General features: G+C 71.7%; 19 protein-coding genes. 6 read left to right on the top strand and 13 right to left on the bottom strand.

Going from position 1 to position 16,942, the window contains the following annotated elements; translation table 11 throughout:
* Positions 1-9: 9 nt before the first annotated feature.
* Genes BM204_RS04135 through BM204_RS04120 form a run of 4 tightly spaced genes read right to left on the bottom strand, consistent with a single transcriptional unit; the run spans position 10 to position 2,888 of the window.
* On the bottom strand, positions 10-933 hold the full coding sequence (locus BM204_RS04135) for a coiled-coil domain-containing protein (RefSeq protein WP_091110602.1): 924 nt from the start codon (positions 931-933) through the stop codon (positions 10-12).
* Positions 926-1,408, bottom strand: coding sequence for a GNAT family N-acetyltransferase (locus BM204_RS22515; RefSeq protein WP_170259075.1), 483 nt, complete (start codon positions 1,406-1,408; stop codon positions 926-928). Before BM204_RS22515 ends, BM204_RS04135 begins: the two co-directional genes overlap by 8 nt.
* Positions 1,405-2,253, bottom strand: a complete 849-nt coding sequence (locus BM204_RS04125; RefSeq protein WP_170259074.1) for an arylamine N-acetyltransferase family protein — start codon at positions 2,251-2,253, stop codon at positions 1,405-1,407. The genes BM204_RS22515 and BM204_RS04125 overlap by 4 nt, the downstream gene beginning before the upstream one ends.
* Positions 2,254-2,279: 26 nt before the next feature.
* Positions 2,280-2,888 (bottom strand): TetR/AcrR family transcriptional regulator, encoded by a 609-nt coding sequence (locus BM204_RS04120; protein ID WP_091110598.1) that lies wholly within the window; start codon positions 2,886-2,888, stop codon positions 2,280-2,282.
* A gap of 82 nt (positions 2,889-2,970) precedes the next feature.
* On the opposite strand from BM204_RS04120, the gene BM204_RS04115 reads away from it, so the two are divergent.
* The gene (locus tag BM204_RS04115) at positions 2,971-4,215 is read left to right on the top strand and encodes an oxygenase MpaB family protein (protein ID WP_170259073.1); all 1,245 of its coding nucleotides are present in this window, start codon (positions 2,971-2,973) and stop codon (positions 4,213-4,215) included.
* Positions 4,216-4,229: 14 nt separating this feature from the next.
* Here the strand turns inward: BM204_RS04115 and BM204_RS04110 are convergent, their stop codons facing one another.
* The 4 genes from BM204_RS04110 to BM204_RS04095 all read right to left on the bottom strand — a co-directional run bounded on the left by BM204_RS04110 (position 4,230) and on the right by BM204_RS04095 (position 7,596).
* The gene (locus tag BM204_RS04110; RefSeq protein WP_091110595.1) at positions 4,230-4,898 is read right to left on the bottom strand and encodes a response regulator; all 669 of its coding nucleotides are present in this window, start codon (positions 4,896-4,898) and stop codon (positions 4,230-4,232) included.
* 148 nt (positions 4,899-5,046) lie between these two features.
* On the bottom strand, positions 5,047-5,553 hold the full coding sequence (locus tag BM204_RS04105) for a flavin reductase family protein (protein ID WP_091110594.1): 507 nt from the start codon (positions 5,551-5,553) through the stop codon (positions 5,047-5,049).
* Positions 5,554-5,656: 103 nt separating this feature from the next.
* Positions 5,657-6,793 (bottom strand): MacS family sensor histidine kinase, encoded by a 1,137-nt coding sequence (macS, locus tag BM204_RS04100; protein ID WP_091110737.1) that lies wholly within the window; start codon positions 6,791-6,793, stop codon positions 5,657-5,659.
* Between the two features lie 5 nt (positions 6,794-6,798).
* Positions 6,799-7,596, bottom strand: a complete 798-nt coding sequence (locus BM204_RS04095) for a lysophospholipid acyltransferase family protein (RefSeq protein WP_091110592.1) — start codon at positions 7,594-7,596, stop codon at positions 6,799-6,801.
* Between the two features lie 87 nt (positions 7,597-7,683).
* Here BM204_RS04095 and BM204_RS04090 point away from each other — a divergent pair, with 87 nt between their 5' ends.
* Positions 7,684-8,454 (top strand): alpha/beta hydrolase, encoded by a 771-nt coding sequence (locus BM204_RS04090; RefSeq protein WP_091110591.1) that lies wholly within the window; start codon positions 7,684-7,686, stop codon positions 8,452-8,454.
* 9 nt (positions 8,455-8,463) lie between these two features.
* Complete coding sequence (locus tag BM204_RS04085; RefSeq protein ID WP_091110589.1) at positions 8,464-8,922, top strand: hypothetical protein; 459 nt, start codon at positions 8,464-8,466, stop codon at positions 8,920-8,922.
* A gap of 15 nt (positions 8,923-8,937) precedes the next feature.
* Here BM204_RS04085 and BM204_RS04080 read toward each other — a convergent pair whose 3' ends face one another.
* Genes BM204_RS04080 through BM204_RS04060 form a run of 5 tightly spaced genes read right to left on the bottom strand, consistent with a single transcriptional unit; the run spans position 8,938 to position 12,872 of the window.
* Complete coding sequence (locus tag BM204_RS04080) at positions 8,938-9,843, bottom strand: ROK family protein (protein ID WP_091110587.1); 906 nt, start codon at positions 9,841-9,843, stop codon at positions 8,938-8,940.
* 13 nt (positions 9,844-9,856) lie between these two features.
* On the bottom strand, positions 9,857-10,798 hold the full coding sequence (locus tag BM204_RS04075; RefSeq protein ID WP_091110586.1) for an ROK family glucokinase: 942 nt from the start codon (positions 10,796-10,798) through the stop codon (positions 9,857-9,859).
* Positions 10,795-11,217, bottom strand: a complete 423-nt coding sequence (locus tag BM204_RS04070; RefSeq protein WP_091110584.1) for a hypothetical protein — start codon at positions 11,215-11,217, stop codon at positions 10,795-10,797. Before BM204_RS04070 ends, BM204_RS04075 begins: the two co-directional genes overlap by 4 nt.
* Positions 11,214-12,422: an ArsA family ATPase gene (locus BM204_RS04065; protein ID WP_091110583.1), complete on the bottom strand. Its 1,209-nt coding sequence runs from the start codon at positions 12,420-12,422 to the stop codon at positions 11,214-11,216. Before BM204_RS04065 ends, BM204_RS04070 begins: the two co-directional genes overlap by 4 nt.
* A gap of 3 nt (positions 12,423-12,425) precedes the next feature.
* The gene (locus tag BM204_RS04060; protein WP_091110581.1) at positions 12,426-12,872 is read right to left on the bottom strand and encodes an SRPBCC family protein; all 447 of its coding nucleotides are present in this window, start codon (positions 12,870-12,872) and stop codon (positions 12,426-12,428) included.
* A 127-nt stretch (positions 12,873-12,999) separates the two neighbouring features.
* Between BM204_RS04060 and BM204_RS04055 the strand changes: the two genes are divergently transcribed.
* The 3 genes from BM204_RS04055 to BM204_RS04045 all read left to right on the top strand — a co-directional run bounded on the left by BM204_RS04055 (position 13,000) and on the right by BM204_RS04045 (position 16,942).
* Positions 13,000-14,796, top strand: coding sequence for an AMP-dependent synthetase/ligase (locus BM204_RS04055; protein WP_091110579.1), 1,797 nt, complete (start codon positions 13,000-13,002; stop codon positions 14,794-14,796).
* Between the two features lie 231 nt (positions 14,797-15,027).
* On the top strand, positions 15,028-15,750 hold the full coding sequence (gene cpaB, locus BM204_RS04050) for a Flp pilus assembly protein CpaB (RefSeq protein ID WP_170259072.1): 723 nt from the start codon (positions 15,028-15,030) through the stop codon (positions 15,748-15,750).
* Between the two features lie 4 nt (positions 15,751-15,754).
* Entirely contained in the window at positions 15,755-16,942 is a 1,188-nt protein-coding gene (locus BM204_RS04045; RefSeq protein ID WP_091110576.1) for a CpaE/TadZ family protein, read from the top strand.

The raw sequence follows: 16,942 nt of genomic DNA, 5'->3' as shown, positions 1-16,942 counted from the left end.
CGCGGCTCGCTAGGTGGTGCGGCGCTCGACCTCGGCGGCCGCGGCGTCGCGTGTGGCGGTGGCCTCCTCGAGCTCGGCGTAGGCCTCGGTGCGGGCATCCTCCGCGTCACCGAGCGCGTCGTCGACCTCGTCGGCCGACTCCTCGCGGTCGGCCAGGCGTCGCTTGAGCTCGTCGATCTCGGCCTGCAGCTGCATCGAGCGCGCCTCGAGCTCGGTCTGGGACGACACCGTCTCCTCGTAGGCCTGACGCGCGCCCTTCACCTGCTCCTCCGCCTCGTCCAGCGCCTCCTGGGCGGCGGCGAGGGCCTTCACCTCCGCCTCAGGGTCGGGTACGACGTGCAGGTCGGGCCGCGTGCCGGCGGCGGGTGCGTCGGGGTCGCTGTCGGAGTCGGGGTCGGGTGAGGCCACGGGGCTGGCCTCGAAGCCCAGGGCGGCGGGCAGCGCGACCGCACCACCGAGATCGACCTCGTCGACGCCGGTTGTGGTGATCGCGGTGACGAGGAGCCCGCTGCGCACGGCCTGGGCGCAGCGCTGGTCGAGCATCGCGGCGGTGAGGGTCGCCTCGACCTGGTCGGTCACGGCCTGGGTGACCTTGACCCCCGACTCGGTCGCCAGCGACCGCGCCTGCTGCGTGACGGCAGCGGTGACCTGACGTCGCTGGCGGGTCAGGGCACGCAGCTGCTCCCCGGACATGGCGGCAGCGGCCTCGCGGAGGGCGGCGCCGACGGTGAGGACCTGGTCGACCTGGTCCGGGTCACGGCGCACCAGGACGTTGACGATCCAGGCGGCGAGCGACGGCTTCTTCAGCGTCTTGACGGCCTTGGCGAGGTCGGAACCCTTGAGCGCCTTGGCCCGCGCGTCGCGCGCCGGTGTGAACTCCGCCAACGTCAACGCATAGATCTCGTCGGCGATCGCGAGCAGCTCCTCAGACATCGGCCGATCCTCGCAGGACCAGCTCGCGCTCGACCGGGTAGGGCGTCCACTCGGAGCGTCGCTCCACCTCGGTGGGCTCCCACCCGAGATGGAAGTAGAGCCCCAGCGCGCGGTCGTTGGCCGCCAGGCACCACAGCCGCGGCTCGTGCCCTCCCGCCCAGATCGCGCTCGCCGCCCGGACGACGGCGCGTCGTGCCAGGCCGGTCCCCCAGCGTCGCGGGTGGACCGCCACGTGCCGCAGTGTCGTCGCGTCATGGGCGACGAAGGCGTCCAGGCCGTCCCCCTCCGGGCCGTCGACCACCTCGACGCTCACGCCCGGCTCGGCCAGGACGCGGCTCCACCGCTCCAGCACCTCGTCGTCGGGAAAGGGGAAGTCCGCAGCCGGGAAGACGTGCGCCAGCCCCACCAGGTTCGCCTCGCGCTCCAGGTCGCGCAAGCCGGTCGCGTCGCCGGCCACCGCGGGGCGGAACGTCACGGCCGCCCCGCCGCCACCCACTGCTCGTGGGCGACCAGAGTCCGGTCGAAGAGCGCCCGCAGGTCGGCCTCCTCCACCCCGACCAGCGACAACCCGAGCCCGACCAGCGCGCCGCGCCACTCGTCGTACGACGTGAGGTCGGTGGTGCGGCGTCCCTCGGCGTCGACACGGGCGAGGACACAGCCCCTCAGGGTGTCGGCACCGAGGGGGTCGCGGCGCTGGACCACCAGGATCCGGGAGAAGACGCCTTCGGGTGCTGTCGAGAGCGTGGCGTGGGCGTCGAGGATGGCCATCGGGTCCGTGGGGGCCTGCGTCACCTCGAGGCCGGTGAAGGTGCCGCTCGGGTCGTTGCGGAAGGACCAACCCTCCGCGGTGACCTCGGTGATCGCGAAGCGCAGCGGCCCGTCGACGAACTCGCCGGCGACCAGCGGCAGCGGCTCGAGGAAGCCCTCGCCCAGCCCGACGTCGGGCCACCAGTCCCCGTCGGGGTTGTCGTCGGTGGGCAGACCGGAGACGACCAGCACCAGGTGGTTGAGGAAGGGGTCGGTGCGCTGCTCGGGGTCGATCCAGACGTGACCGTGGCGACGCTCGACGGTGAAACCGAGGTCACGCAGCACGAGCTCGAGGACGGCGTTCTGGTGGAAGCAGTAGCCCGCCCGGCCGACCTCGCCCACGCGCGTGAGGCTCGACGCCGGGTCGACCGACGGTGGCCGGCCGAGCATGATCTGGAGGTTCTCGTAGGGGATCTGCTCCACGTGGCGCCGATGCAGCAGCCGTAGCGACTGCAGGGTCGGCGGGAGGGGCTCCTCGATGCCCAGGTGCGCGAGGTAGGCGCGGATCGACACGCACCGAGCATAGATCGAGCGTCGGGTCAGCCGGCCCGGAGTCCCGCGGTGATCATCGCGGCGGTGATGTCGATGACCTCGTCGCGGTTGACCGCCTGCGGGCGCATCAGGGCGACCCGCAGGCAGGTCGAGACGAGCACACCCATCGTCATGAAGACCACCGCCTCCATCCGCTCCGGCGACAGGTCGGGCAGGTGGCGACGCGGCAGCACCGAGGCGAGCTGGAAGAGCCGGGACTCGACCTCCGGGAGGATGTTGGCGTTGCTGCCGGCCGGCATCGCGTTGACCATCGCCAGGATCACCGCGCGGTGCTGCTCGAAGGCGTCGACCAGGGTGAGGACGATCTCGTGGACGCCCCCGTCGAGGTCGTGGTCGAGCGCGCGGACCACCCCCGCCATCAGGTCGGTCGAGATGGCCTCGACGGCCTCGTCGCGCAGCACCCCGAGGATCTCGGCCTTGTCGTTGAAGTAGCGGTAGAACGTGCCGCTGCTGACGTGCGCCCGCTCCACGATCGCGGTGGTCGTCAACCGCTCCGCCCCGTCGGTCGCCAGGAGGTGAAGGGTGGCGTCGAGCAGGTCGCGCCGCATCCGGACCGCCCGGGTCTGCGACGGGCGGATCCGCTGCTTCTGAGCCATGTCCGTCCTCCGAATCGTCCGCGCGTGCGGAGCACCAAGAAGTGAATGGAAGGTGAGGGTCTTTCACTTCTATGCTTCCATGATGGCAGCGACCCCGACGAGACGACCGGCCGGACGACCGCAGCCGCCCAGCACGGTGATGCACCTCGCGGAAGCCGAGGCACGCTTCGGCGGCTTCGCCACGACGTACGTCGACGGCATGTGGCGGGGTGACGACCTGGCCGATGCGTTCGTCACCGACTTCGCGACGCTCGGCCACGGCCGCGCGATGAGGCTGCTGCGCCAGGCCTGCCGCGACGGGATCGACGCCGTGCCGGACGCACCCGCGAGCCTGCGCGCGCTCTTCGCCCAGCTCGACGACCCCCCGGCCTGGGTGGACCTGGCGGCGATCGACCGTGCCAGCGCGCACATCGGGCGCTACACGCGACAGTCGGGCATCGTCCTCGGCGCCGCCTCCCTGGTCAGCGGCTACGCCAACGCCGCGGCGTCCCGGCCGCTGGCGATGACGGGGCGCTACGTGGAGAGCGCCGGTGCGCGCACGATCGAGGTCAGCTCGTGGCTGGTCGAGGTGACCCGCAGCGGCGGGCTCGAGCGCTTCTCCGTCGGCTTCGAGCTGACCGTGCGGGTCCGGGTCATCCACGCCCTGGTCCGTGCGGCGCTGCGCGACGACCCCGCCTGGGACCTGCCGGCCTGGGGACTGCCGATCTGCCAGTCCTACCTGGCCTACACGCTCGTGGAGTTCGCCCTGATCCCGCTGCGCGGGCTGCGCACCATCGGGGCGCCCTACCTCCCCCACGAGGAGGCCGCCGCCTACGCCCGCTGGCGCTACCTCGGCCACCTGCTCGGCATCGACGAGGCCCTGCTGCCGACCGACCGGGCCGAGCAGGAGCGGCTCGAGGAGATCTACCTGCTGACCCGGCCTCCCGTCGACGACTTCTGCCGCGACCTGGTCGCGAGCATCAACCGGGAGTTCCTGGTCGCCGAGATCGAGGAGCTCCTGCCCTCGCGACCGTCCCGGTTGCGCACGATCGCGCCGCCGGTGGTGCACGCGCTCGAGCGGCTCTTCCTGGGCGACGACCTGGCCGACGAGCTCGGCATCCCGGCCGCTGCGCGGACGCTGCGACTGCTCGAGCGCACCGGCCCGGTGCTGGGCCGCCTCAACTCCGGCCTGGACCGGATCACCCCCCTGCTCGGGCCTCGGGCGCGGCGCGGCGAGCGCTACCGGGTCAAGCAGGACACCCGCCTGCGCAGGAGGTACGGCGTGCAGCACGACCTCGTCGACGCCTCGCCCGCCGGCGGGGTGCCGCACCCGGCGCGGGGTGCGTGAGGGTCACTCGTCGATCACTCCTCGTCGAGCCCCTGCTCGATCGCCCAGCGGGTGAGCTCGACACGGTTGTGCATCTGAAGCTTGCGCAGTGTGTTCTGCACGTGGTTCTGCACGGTGCGGTGCGAGAGGAAGAGACGGTCGGCGATCTGCTTGTAGGACATGCCCTTGGCGACCATCTTGAGCACCTCGGTCTCACGCTCGGTCAGCTGCGGCTGGTCGACCTCGGCGGCCGACGGGTCGGAGAGCCGACGGAACTCCCCGAGCACGAGACCAGCCAGCCCGGGCGTGAAGACGGTGTCGCCGCGCGCCACCCGTCGTACGGCGTCGAGGAGCTCCTCGCGGGACGCCGACTTGACCAGGTAGCCGGTCGCGCCCGCCTTCACCGCCTCCAGCACGTCGGTCTGCTCCCCCGACGCCGACAGGATCAGCACCCGGGCCGACGGGTCGTGGCGCAGCACCTCCGCCGTCACCTCGACACCGTTGGGCGCCGGGATCTGCAGGTCGAGCACGACGACCTGGGGCCGGGCCGCGGGGAACCGCGCGACCGCCTCGGCGCCGTTGGCCGCGACCGCCACCACGTCGAAGCCGCCAGCCTGCAGGTCGCGCTCGACCGCGTCGCGCCACATCGGGTGGTCGTCGACGACCATCACGCGGATCGGCTGCTGGTCGGTGTCCGAGTCCATGGCTGGACCCTAGACGAGATCATCAGGCGCCTGGCACCGGTCGCGCCCGTTCGGGTCGTGTGCCGCAGAAAGCGCTGGAGCGCTGGCAGGGACACACGAACTGAGGTGTGTCGGATCCGGCGGCCCCACCAGACCAGCAACGGGCCCTTCAGTCCAGGCGGAGGAACCGTCCTCGCCGGTGCAACAGCGGCGCGTCCTCGTCACCGACCGAGATCTCGTCCACGCGGCAGGTGACCTCGACGGACCAGCCGACCTCGCGGGAGTCGACGAGGGTGCAACCGGCCCACGCAGTGACGGAGGCCAGCCGCGGACCCCACGACGTCTGCTCGAACTCCCCCATCCGGAACGGGCCACCCGGCGCGGGTGCCGTCCCGGCGAACGCCTCGGCGAGGTCGCGGTCGGGCCAGGAGAGGAGCTGGACCACACAGCGACCGACCGCGACGAGACGATCGGCCAGGTCGGAGTCGGGGTCGAGCAGACCCAGCACGTGCGCGGGCTCGCCGTGGGCCAGCATCAGCGACGTGACCGTCAGCCCCTCGCGCTCACGTCCTTCGCCCGCGGTCCACAGGCTGACCGCTCCCCCGAGCCGCCCCCGCAGCCGCCGAACCGGGTCTGGCTCGGCGTCGGCGAAGGGGTGCGTGCTGTGGATGGTCACGCCCCGAGCCTAGGGACCACTCCGCGAGTCGGCGCGATGTGTCAGGCGAGCGCTCCCGCTGCGACATCGCGCCGACTCGGCACTCACGCCTGCCGCAGGTCGGTCACAACGCCTCCAGCGGTACGACGAGCTCCCACTCGGTGCCGAAAGGGCCGGTCGAGAGCTCGGCCGTGCCGCCGAGGTCGGTGACGCGGCCGCAGATCGACTCGCTCACCCCGAGCCGCCCCTCGGCGGCCGCTGCCTCGAGCCGCCCGGCGGGAATGCCGGGGCCCTCGTCGCGCACGGAGATCTCCACCCGGTCGGGGAAGGCCTCGAGGAGGACCCACGCGGACGCGGCCGCGCCGACGTGGACGACCACGTTGTCCAGACAGGCCGCCACGACGGACACGAGCTCGCGCACCACGGCCGCGGGCAGCTCGACGACGGTGCCCGGAGTGGCGACGCTGACGTGTGGTCGCGCACCCAGCTCCCCCAACGCCGCTGCAAGGTCGCCCACCGCGTGCGCAGACTCCGAGGAGGATGACACCGCGTCCTGGGAGCGGATCAGCGTGCGCAGCACCTGCTCCTGCTCGCCGGCCAACCGACCGAGGTCGGCCGCCTCCCCGCCGAGCTCGGCACCGCGGCGCTGGACCAGCGCCAGGACCTGGAGCACGCCGTCGTGCACGGCCCGCGCCAGCCGGGCCCGCTCGGCTTCGGCCAGGGCCGCCCGCTGCGCCTTGTCGCGCTCCTTGGCCATCATCTGGAGCGACTCGCACATGAAGCCCACGATCGGGCCGGCGATGAGCAGCAGGAAGGTGTTGCCGTAGTTGGTCTGGTTGATCTCGTCGCGGACCAGCAGGTCGGTGCCGGCGACCAGGACCGAAGCGAGCAGCCCGCCCTGCCAGTGGTAGCGGACCGCCCAGGCGAGCAGCGCGCACATCACCCAGAAGCCGGGGACCGTGGCGTTGAAGCTCTCACCCTTGACGATCGGGGAGGCTACGAGCAGCCCCAGCGTCACGAGCAGGTCCAGGCCGAGGAACCACGGGCGGCGGCGCGCCGGGTCGGCGTACGCGACGAGGGCGGTGCCGGTCCACAGCACCATCACCAGCACGCAGAAGGCCCCGGCGGCGGGGCGCACGAAGTTGTCGGCGCGGTAGGCGTTGAGACCGATCGCGTTGACGAGGAGGACGACTCGCAGGATGCCCAGCGCCCGGAAGAGCCGGTCCTCGACGTCGAGGGCCGGCCGTGACCAGAGCCGCAGCTGGGTCAGGACGCCTTCTTGGTCTGCTCGTCGCCGTCGGGCGGCGTGATCGACCCAGCCTGACCGTCGGCCTGACCGGCGGCCAGCGCCTTGGCCTCCGCCTCGAGCCGCTTGGACTCCTCCTTGGCGCGGCCGGCGTACATGTCGACGTACTCCTGGCCGGAGAGCCGCATGATCTCGTACATGATCTCGTCGGTGATCGAGCGCAGGATGTAGCGGTCGTTCTCCATGCCGGCGTAGCGGGAGAAGTCGAGCGGCTTGCCGAAGCGCACGACGGGCCGGGTGAAGGAGCCGAAGGTCTTGCCCGGCGGCGCCACCACGTCGGTGCCGACGACGGCCACCGGGATCACCGGGACCCCGGTCTCGAGGGCGAGGCGGGCGACGCCGGTCTTGCCGCGGTAGAGCTTGCCGTCGTGGGAGCGGGTGCCCTCGGGGTAGATGCCGAACAGGTCGCCCTCGCCCAGGATCCGCGTGGCCGACGACAGCGCGCCCTCGGCGGCCGAGCCGCTGGAGCGGTCGATGGGCACCTGGCCGGCGCCGGAGAAGAACTGCTTCTGGAACCAGCCCTTGATGCCAGGCGTCGTGAAGTACTCCGCCTTGGCCACGAAGGTCACCCGCCGCGCGAGCGTCAACGGCATGAAGAGCCAATCGGCGTACGAGAGGTGGTTGCTCGCGAGGATCGCCGGCCCCTCCTCGGGGACGTGCTGGGAGCCCTCGACCTGGGGACGGAACACCACGCGCAAGAGAGGGCCGATGGCCACCCACTTGAGGAACCAGTAGAACAACGAAGCGCCTTTCCCCATCGCCGACCCGGGAGTGGTCCCGACGTTTCGAACCCTAGTGCCTGACGGCGCGCTCACCTACCACTGTGGTGAGGCACAATCGGCGCCATGAACCTGCACCCCCTCGCCTCGCCCCTGACCATCGAGGCGCGCCCCGAGCTGACGGGCGGGCGCCGCATCGGCGTCCTGCTCAGCCACGGCTTCACCGGCCAGCCTGCCTCCATCAAGCCCTGGGGCGAGCACCTCGGCTCCCTCGGCTACGGCGTGTCGGTGCCGCGCCTGCCGGGTCACGGCACCACGTGGCAGGAGCTCAACACGATGACGTGGGACGACTGGTACGGCGAGCTCACCCGAGCCTTCGACGTCCTCTGCCTCGAGCACGACGCGGTCGTCGTGGGCGGTCTCTCGATGGGCGGCGCCCTGGTCCTGCGGCTCGCCGCCGACCACGCCGACCAGATCTCCGGGGTCGTGGTTGTCAACCCCGCGGTCGCGAGCAAGCGCCTCGACGTCAAGCTGCTCCCGGTGCTCAAGCACCTGGTGCCGTCGTTCCCCGGCCTTGCCAACGACATCAAGAAGCCGGGCATGGACGAGCACGGCTACACCCGCACGCCGCTCAAGGCGGTCCACTCCCTCATGCAGGCCTGGCCACCGCTGGTCGCCGACCTGCCCAAGGTCACTGCGCCGCTCCTCTACCTGCGCTCCACCGAGGACCATGTGGTGGACGAGGCCTCGCAGCCGTTGATCACCAGCAAGGTCTCCTCGCGCGACGTCACCGTCGTGCCACTGACCGAGAGCTACCACGTCGCCACGCTGGACAACGACGCCCAGCAGATCTTCGACCTGTCCGCCGCTTTCATCGCCCGCACCACCTCGGCGTAACCTCGAGACGTGCAGCGCGACAACGAGGACGACGCCTGGCGCTCGATCGTCGAGAACTTCGGCGACCGCGCTGACCTCGACCCGGATCCCCAGTCCGGGTCCCAGCCAGGGACCCAGCCTGGAACACAGCCGGAGCCCCGGCGCGAGCCTGATCCGGAGCCACCGCGGCCGGCGCCACGCCCGGCCTCGTCGTGGGACGAGGAGTCCGTCGACTCCGACTGGAGCACCGACCGCTTCGTCCCGCCGCCGCCCCCGCCGGTGCCCACCACCTCCAAGGACCGGATGGCGGCCTGGATCGGGATCTTCGGCTCGCCCACCGTGCTCCTGATCTGCCTGGTCCTCGGGATCGACCTGCCCCAGCTGATCGCCTACGCCCTCGTTGGGGCCTTCGTGGGCGGCTTTCTCTACCTGGTCTCCCAGATGCCCAGCGGTCCGCGCGACCCCGACGACGACGGCGCCCGGATCTAGCCCGTCAGCGCACCATCAGCGCGAGCGAGCGGTGCGCGCCAGGTGCGCCGCACCCACGGCGCCCGCAGCGGGGCCGCACTGCGCCACCACGACCGCCGGGAGCGGTCGGTGCCCGGTGCCGACGACCGAGCGGGCCATGGCTCGGCGGGCCGGCTCGAGCAGCAGGTCGCCCGCCTCGGAGGCGCCGCCGCCGATGACCACCAGCTCCGGGTCGTACGACGACACGAGGCCGCCGAGCCCGACTCCCAGCCAGTCGCCGACCGAGGTCAGGGCCTGCAGCGCGCTGCCGTCGCCGGCGATGGCAGCGGCCGTCACGGCGGGGCCATCGGCATAGCCGGGACCCGCGAGGCGGACGAGCGCGTTGCCGCTGGCGTACTGCTCCAGGCAGCCGCGCAGCCCACACTCGCAGTCGTGCCCCTCGGGCACCACCCGGACGTGGCCAAACTCGCCGGCCATCCCGTGGGCGCCGCGCAGCACCGACCCGGCGTGCACGATCGCGCCGCCGATGCCTGTTCCGACGGTGACCAGCAGGAAGGACTCCCCACCCCGGCCGGCGCCGTACGCGATCTCGGCGACGGCGGCGCAGGCGACGTCGTTGTCCATGACGACCGGGACGCCCCAGCGCTCCGTGAGGCGGATCAGGGTGTCGTCCTCCTGCCAGGGCAGGTGGGTCGAGAAGTGCACCCGGTCGTGGTCGACGAGGCCCGCGACCGAGAGGCCCACCGCGGTGACCTCACGTCCGGCTGCAAGCTCCTCGACCGCCGAGGTCACGGCGTCGTCGAGGAGGCGGGGGTCGGCGTGCCGGTCGGGCGTGTCGCGACGGGTGGAGCGCAGCACCTCACCGTTCTCGTCGACCTCGCAGGCGAGGACCTTGGTGCCACCGATGTCGACGCCGAGGTGCAGCCCCGTCGCGACACGCATCAGGGGAGGCCCATCAGTGACGGGCCAGGTCGGCGGCGCCGATGACGCCTGCCTTGTTGCCCAGAGTCGCCAGCCGGATCTCGGCGACCGGGCGGTGGCCGCGACCGCTCAGCTGCGACTCGAAGGCGCTGCGCAGCGGCAGCATCAGCAGGTCGCCGGCCTCGCTCACGCCGCCGCCGATGACGACGGCCGCGGGGTCGAGCACCGCGACCAACGAGGCGATGCCGCCCCCGAGCCAGCGGGCCAGCGAGGCGATGAGCTCGATGCTGAAGGGGTCACCGGCCTGGGCGGCCTCGGTGACCAGCGGGCCGGTGATCGCCTCGGCGTCACCCCCGGCCAGGGCCAGCAGCGGCTCCGCGGCGTCGACGCCACCGGCCGCGGCCGTCTTGGCCTCACGCACGAGGGCCCGACCGCTGGCGTACTGCTCGAGGCAGCCGCGCTGCCCGCAGCCGCAGAGGTGGCCCTCGGGCACGACGCGCAGGTGGCCGATCTCGGCGGCGGGCCCGAAGGCGCCGCGGTAGAGCCGGCCGTCGAGCACGATGCCGCCCCCGACCCCCGTGCCGACGGTGACCATCAGCAGGTCGTCGACGTCAGCGCCCGCGCCGAAGGCGAACTCGCCCCAGGCCGCGGCGTTGGCGTCGTTCTCGACGACGACCGGCAGCCCGATGCGCTGCTCCAGCTCCGACTTCAGGTCGACGTCGCGCAGGGCCAGGTTGGGCGCGAACATCACGCTGGCGCGCTTGGCGTCGACGTAGCCGGCCGCCCCGATGCCCACGCGCTCGACCTCGTGGCGCGACCGCAGGTCGGCGACGAGGTCGGCGATGGCCTGCTCGATCGCCTCGGCGTCCATCGCCGGCGACTCCACGCGCGCCTCCTCGAGGATCTTCCCCTCGAGGTCGACGACCGCGCCCGCGATCTTCGTGCCGCCGACGTCGACTCCACATGCCAGGGTCATGACTGTCCGTCCAGGTCGTCAGCGTCGTCGGGTTGGTCACCGTCGTCGAGGTCGATCTGCTCGACCCCGCGCGCGCGGGCCTCGGGCGGCACCGGCGTGGCCATGAGGCCGGCGGCGGCCTGCATCAGGGCGGCCGCAGCGGTGGCCAGGTGAGCGCGCACCTCCGGGCTGGTCTGTCGTACGGCGTGCACCGTGCGGCAGAGCGGGCAGTAGGTGCACTCCGCGCCGCCTGTGGCCAGGTGCTCGTTGACGTCCTGCAGCGAGGCGGCAGCCGCCCCGGCGAGCCCACCGAGCCCGACGCCCATGTCGGCGCCGTGGTCCTTGGCCCAGTCGGAGAAGGCACCGAGGAGCTTGGCTGCTTCCTCGCCGACGCTGCCGACGGGCTCCTGAGGCCCGCTGGGGTCCTGTGGCTCGCTCATGTCACCTTCTCCCCTGCCGGGCCGTCTGTCTCGGAATCGGCCGCAGGATCGCGGAAGCGGACCTGCAGCTCTCCCGCGTCCACCTTGGCGCCCGCGACCCGGAGTCGCGCGAGCCCGGGAGGAAGCGTGAGAAGGCGACGATACGACCCCACGGTCACGACGAGCTCGTCGCCGTTGCGCGCGAGACCGACCTCGGCGCGCGAGACGAACGGCAACGCGAGGTGCAGCACCGCTCCCGCGCTGGTCCGGTCGACCCGGAACGGCCCGCGCCCGGTCGGTACGGCGAGCGGGTCGGCGCCGTCGTAGGCGTCGGCGGCGAGGAGCTTCAGCGCCTCCACCCCGACGGGCTCGGTGGCCCGGTAGACCGAGCGCCAGATCGGCAGCCCGGTGAACGACTCCTCGACCTGCCCGAGCACGGCGTCCTGTGCCAGGACCCAGCCGGCGCGCCAGTCGTCGGCGTCCTCGGCTGGGAAGACCCGGTTGGCGACCACGCCGTCCACGCGGTAGCCGAAGAGCGAGAGGCTCGTGTAGGAGCGGCGGGCCTCGGCGAGGACCATCGTCTCGGGGGTCATCACGAGCCGCACGCTGGCGTCGGGACCCGCGAGCAGCGCCTGCACCTCGTCGAGCTCGGCGTGCAGCCTCTCGAGGGCGTCGAAGACGCCGTCACCGGGCATCGGCACCCCGGCCGCGCGCGAGAGGACCGGCTTGAGCGCCTTCATCACGCGACGCTGCGTGGGCAGGACGCGCTCCATGTACCAGCCGAGCGCCTCGGGCAGCGCGAGCAGCCGCAGGGTCTCGGCGGTCGGCGCGCAGTCCACGACGATGACGTCCCACTCCCCCGCCAACGCGTGCAGGCGCAGCTCGAGCAGCGCGAGGACCTCCTCGGCGCCCGGGAGGACGGTGAGCTCCTCGGCCGCGACCGGATCGACCCCCGCCACGTCGAGCACGGAGAGGAGGTAGCCCTGGATCTGCGCCCACGACTGCTCGAAGCGCAGCTGGGCGTCGACCTGCTGCACGAAGAGCAGGTCCGCGACCTCGGTGGGGTCGGAGCCGACGCTCGCGCCGAACGCGTCCGCCAGTGAGTGAGCGGCGTCGGTCGACAGCACCAGCGTGCGCTGACCTGCGGCGGCCGCGAGGGCCGCCGTACCGGCTGCGATCGTGGACTTGCCGACGCCGCCCTTGCCGGTGAAGAGGAGGATGCGCACGCGTCAGAGGGACTCGACGCGCTTCTTCAGACCCTTCAGCGCGGTGTCGATCAGGATCTTCTCGCCCTTGCGCTTGAGCATGCCGATCAGCGGGATCGACACGTCGAGGGCCAGGCGGTAGGTCACCTCGGTGGAGCCGTTGCCGAGGTCGCGCAGCACGTAGGCGCCGTCGAGCGAGCGCAGCATCTTGCCCTCGACCAGGGTCCAGGTGACCTCGCGGTCGCCGTCCCACACGTAGGCGAGGGTGTACTCGTCCTTGATCGGCGAGACGTCGAGGGCGAAGAACACCTGCTCGGCGCGCCCACCCTGCGCAGCACCGGAGGACGAACGCACGTCGGCAACCGTCACGCCCTTGGCCCACGAGGGGTAGGCGGGGAAGTCGGCGATGACCGCCATCACGTCGGCCGCAGGGGCGTCGACGATGATGGAGGACGTGGTCTGCTCGGCCATCGTGCAACCCCTTGCTGGCTCCCGGGAGCGTGGGCGGATCGGATGCGCGATGCTACCGGATGGGCAGGGTCAGGCCGGTCGGCGGTAGCCTGCCCTGTCGGTCACATGGCAAGCCCCAGGAGGAAGTGTGCGCGAGTTCTCGACGCCCCTGACGATCGAGATCCCGGCGACGGGCAACCTCACCGACGACGTCGTCGTCAACGCCCGCGACGCCGCGGACGCCGTCACCTTCAGCCGACGCGGCGACAACGGCTGGGAGGGCGTCACCTCCGTCCAGTTCCTCGCCGAGGTCAGTGCGGTCGCGAAGGGCCTGATCGCGGCCGGCATCGAGGCCGGCGAGCGGGTGGCCCTGATCTCCAAGACCCGCTACGAGTGGACGCTCTTCGACTACGCGATCTGGTTCGCCGGTGCCGTGACGGTCCCGATCTACGAGACGTCGTCGGCCGAGCAGGTCGCGTGGATCCTGGAGGACTCCGGCGCCACGGCCGTCGTCGCCGAGACCCCGGCCCACCTGGCGCGGATCACCGAGGTGCGCGGAGGTCTCACCGAGCTGCACCACGTCTGGTCGATCACCGACAACGCGGTCGACGTCCTGTCCCGGCTGGGTGAGGACGTCTCCGACGCCGACCTCGAGATCCGTCGTACGACGGCGACGCCGTTGGACCTCGCGACGCTGATCTACACCTCGGGCACGACCGGGCGGCCCAAGGGCTGCATGCTCACCCACGGCAACTTCATGTTCGAGCTGGGCGTCGCGGTGGACGAGCTGGAGGCCCTCTTCGGCGACGAGGGGGGCTCGACGCTGCTCTTCCTGCCGCTGGCCCACGTCTTCGCTCGCATCATCCAGGTCGGTGCGATCAAGACCCGCACCCGCCTGGGGCACAGCTCCGACATCAAGCACCTGCTGGACGACCTCCAGGAGTTCAAGCCCACCTTCATCCTCGCGGTCCCGCGGGTGTTCGAGAAGGTGTTCAACACTGCCTCGCAGAAGGCCACGGCCGACGGCAAGGGCGCGATCTTCGTTCGTGCCGCCGAGACCGCGATCAGCTGGTCGCGCGGGCTCGACCCAGGTCGCGGGCGCACCTCGATCGCCGTCAAGGCCCAGCACGCGCTGTTCAACCGGCTCGTCTACGCCAAGCTGCGCGACGCGTTGGGGGGCCACTGCGTCCACGCGGTGTCCGGCGGCGCCCCGCTGGGCGACCGCCTCGGCCACTTCTACCGCGGCATCGGGCTGACGATCCTCGAGGGCTACGGCCTCACCGAGACCACTGGCGCCCTGACCGTCAACGTCCCCGACGCGATGAAGGTCGGCACGGTCGGACGCCCGATCCCGGGCACGGCCGTGCGGGTCGCCGACGACGGCGAGCTGTTGTTCCAAGGCGGCCAGGTCTTCGCCGGCTACTGGAACAACGAGGCTGCGACCGCCGAGGCGATGGAGCGCGACGGCTGGTTCCACACCGGTGACGTCGGCGAGGTCGACGACGAGGGCTTCGTGCGGATCACCGGTCGCAAGAAAGAGATCCTCGTGACGGCCGGCGGCAAGAACGTCGCCCCGGCACCGCTCGAGGACCGGATCCGCGCCCACGCGTTGGTCAGCCAGTGCATGGTGGTCGGCGACCGGCAGCCCTTCATCGCCGCGCTCGTCACGATCGACCCGGACTCCTTCCCTGCCTGGGCCGAGGCCCACGGCAAGCGCGGGTCGATCGCCGACCACGTCGACGACCCGGACCTGCGTGCGCAGGTCGAGGCGGCCGTCGAGGAGGCCAACAAGGCGGTCTCCAAGGCCGAGTCGATCCGCAAGTTCACGATCCTGCCGGACGATTGGACCGAGGAGCGCGGTCAGCTGACGCCAAGCCTCAAGCTGAAGCGCAACGTCGTCATGCGCGAGTGCAAGGACGAGGTCGCGGCGCTCTACCTGCCCTAGGCCAGTGCCAGGCCAGTGCCAGGCCGCTCGCGCTCACTGTCGGCTCCGGATCAACCGATCGAACGGATTTCGGCGTTAGTGCGACCTAGGGGACGCCCATGCCCCTAAAGTTTGACGTCGAGCAGCCGAAGGGGCCTGTGGAGGTCATCCTGCTGTTCGGGTGACAGTTGGACCGTGCTCCGGTCCTGGTCAGGGAGAGGCACCACAGCTATGGATCGTCGCAGGATTCTCATGGTCGCCGCCGCGGTCGTCGCCGCCCTCGGCGCGGCCCTCGTCTTCCTCTACGCACAAGGCGCCGAGAACCGCGCGCAGGAGAAGTTCGACACCGTGCAGGTGCTGGTGGCGACCCAGCAGATCGAGAGCGGCGAGAGCGTCGCCGCCGCGCTTGCTGCCGGCAAGATCGTCCAGTCGGAGGTCACCTCCACCAGTGTCGTGCCCGGCGCGAGCGGTGACGGCGAGGTCTTCACCAACCTGGTCGCTCTCACCACGATCTACCCCGGTGAGCAGCTGCTGCCTGCCAAGTTCGGTGCGGCCACCGACGTCGAGGCGACCTCCACGCTGCCCATCCCCGACGGCCAGCAGGCCATCACCGTCGACCTCGGTGACCCCGAGCGGGTCGCCGGCTTCGTCAACCCGGGCGCCGAGGTGACGATCTACTGGTACGGCCTCGACCCCCGCTCCGGCCAGAACGTCGCGCGGATCCTGCACGAGCGGGTCCTCGTGCTCGGCACCGGATCGACCACGCAGGTCACCACGACCACGACCGAGGACCCCAGCGGCGCCCAGACCGTCGAGCAGCTTCCCCGGACCCTGCTGACCCTCGCACTGAACCAGAAGGAGGTCGAGCGCACCATCTACGCCGACCGCAACGGAGAGCTGGTCTTCGGCCTCCTCTCGGACAGCAGCAAGGTCGACGCGGACCTCGGCATCATCTTCGAGAACCTCTTCCGGTGACCTGATGCCCGTCCTCGTCGAGCCTGACAACCCCACCGCGACCACGCTGCTCAAGGCCATGCCGCCCGGAGCGCACGCGGTGACCGCCCCCGACCGCATGCACGCGTGGCTCGACCAGCACTCCGACGAGTACGTCGTGGTCCTGGGCCCGAGCGTCGACCTCGACGCCGCGGCGGCGGTGTGCGAGAACCTGCGGGTCACACGCCCCACGATCAGCGTGGTGCTGGTGCGCGAGGTCCTGGACACGGCCGTGCTGGCCCGGGCCATGAAGGCAGGCGCGCGTGACGTCGTACCGGCTGCCGACCTGGAGGCCGTCACGGCCGCCGTGGCCCGCTCCCACGAGCTCTTCACCGCCCTGCGTGGCCCCTCGGGTGCCCGGCAGGTCGGCAAGGTCGTCACCGTCTTCTCGCCCAAGGGCGGGGTCGGCAAGACGACGATGTCGGTCAACCTGGCGCTGGCGCTGACCGAGCGGGGTGCACGTCGGGTCTGCCTGGTCGACCTCGACCTGGCCTTCGGCGACGTGGCCATCACGATGCAGCTGTTCCCCACCCACTCGATCGAGCAGGCGGTGGGCTCCGAGGACTCCATCGACATGGCGATGCTCGATGGGCTGCTGACCCGCCACCACGACTCGTTGCTGGTGCTCGCCGCCCCGTCGCACCCCGACGTGCGCGACCGGGTCAGTGCTGCGCTGGTCCTGCGCGTGCTGCGCACGCTCAAGGAGAGCTTCGACTACGTGGTCGTCGACACCGCGCCGGCCTTCGACGACGTCACCCTGACCGCCCTCGAGCAGTCCGACGAGTGCGTCATCGTGGCGACCCTCGACGTGCCGACGCTCAAGAACGTCAAGGTTGCCCTCGAGACCCTCGAGATGCTCGACATCGCTCGTGGGCACCGGCACCTGCTGCTCAACCGGGCCGACGACCTCGTCGGCATCGGCACCGACAAGGTCGAGGCGATCTTGGGGATGAGCATCGCCACGCAGGTTGCCACGTCCATCGACATCGCGGCCTCCACCAACGCCGGCAACCCGATCGTCAGCGAGAAGCCCCACCACCCGTCCAGCACCGCGATCATGGGACTCGCCAGCCGCCTGGCCGGTGAGTCCGTCTCCGCTCCGGCCGGGGGCGACGCCGCCCCCGCGCTGGTCGAGGAGCCGGTCCGGCGCGGACGTTTCAGGAGGAAGCGGTGA

It is taken from the genome of Nocardioides psychrotolerans (genome assembly GCF_900113685.1).
GTDB classification, from domain to species: Bacteria; Actinomycetota; Actinomycetes; order Propionibacteriales; family Nocardioidaceae; genus Nocardioides; species Nocardioides psychrotolerans.
This window is presented reverse-complemented; position numbering and strand designations above follow the sequence as displayed.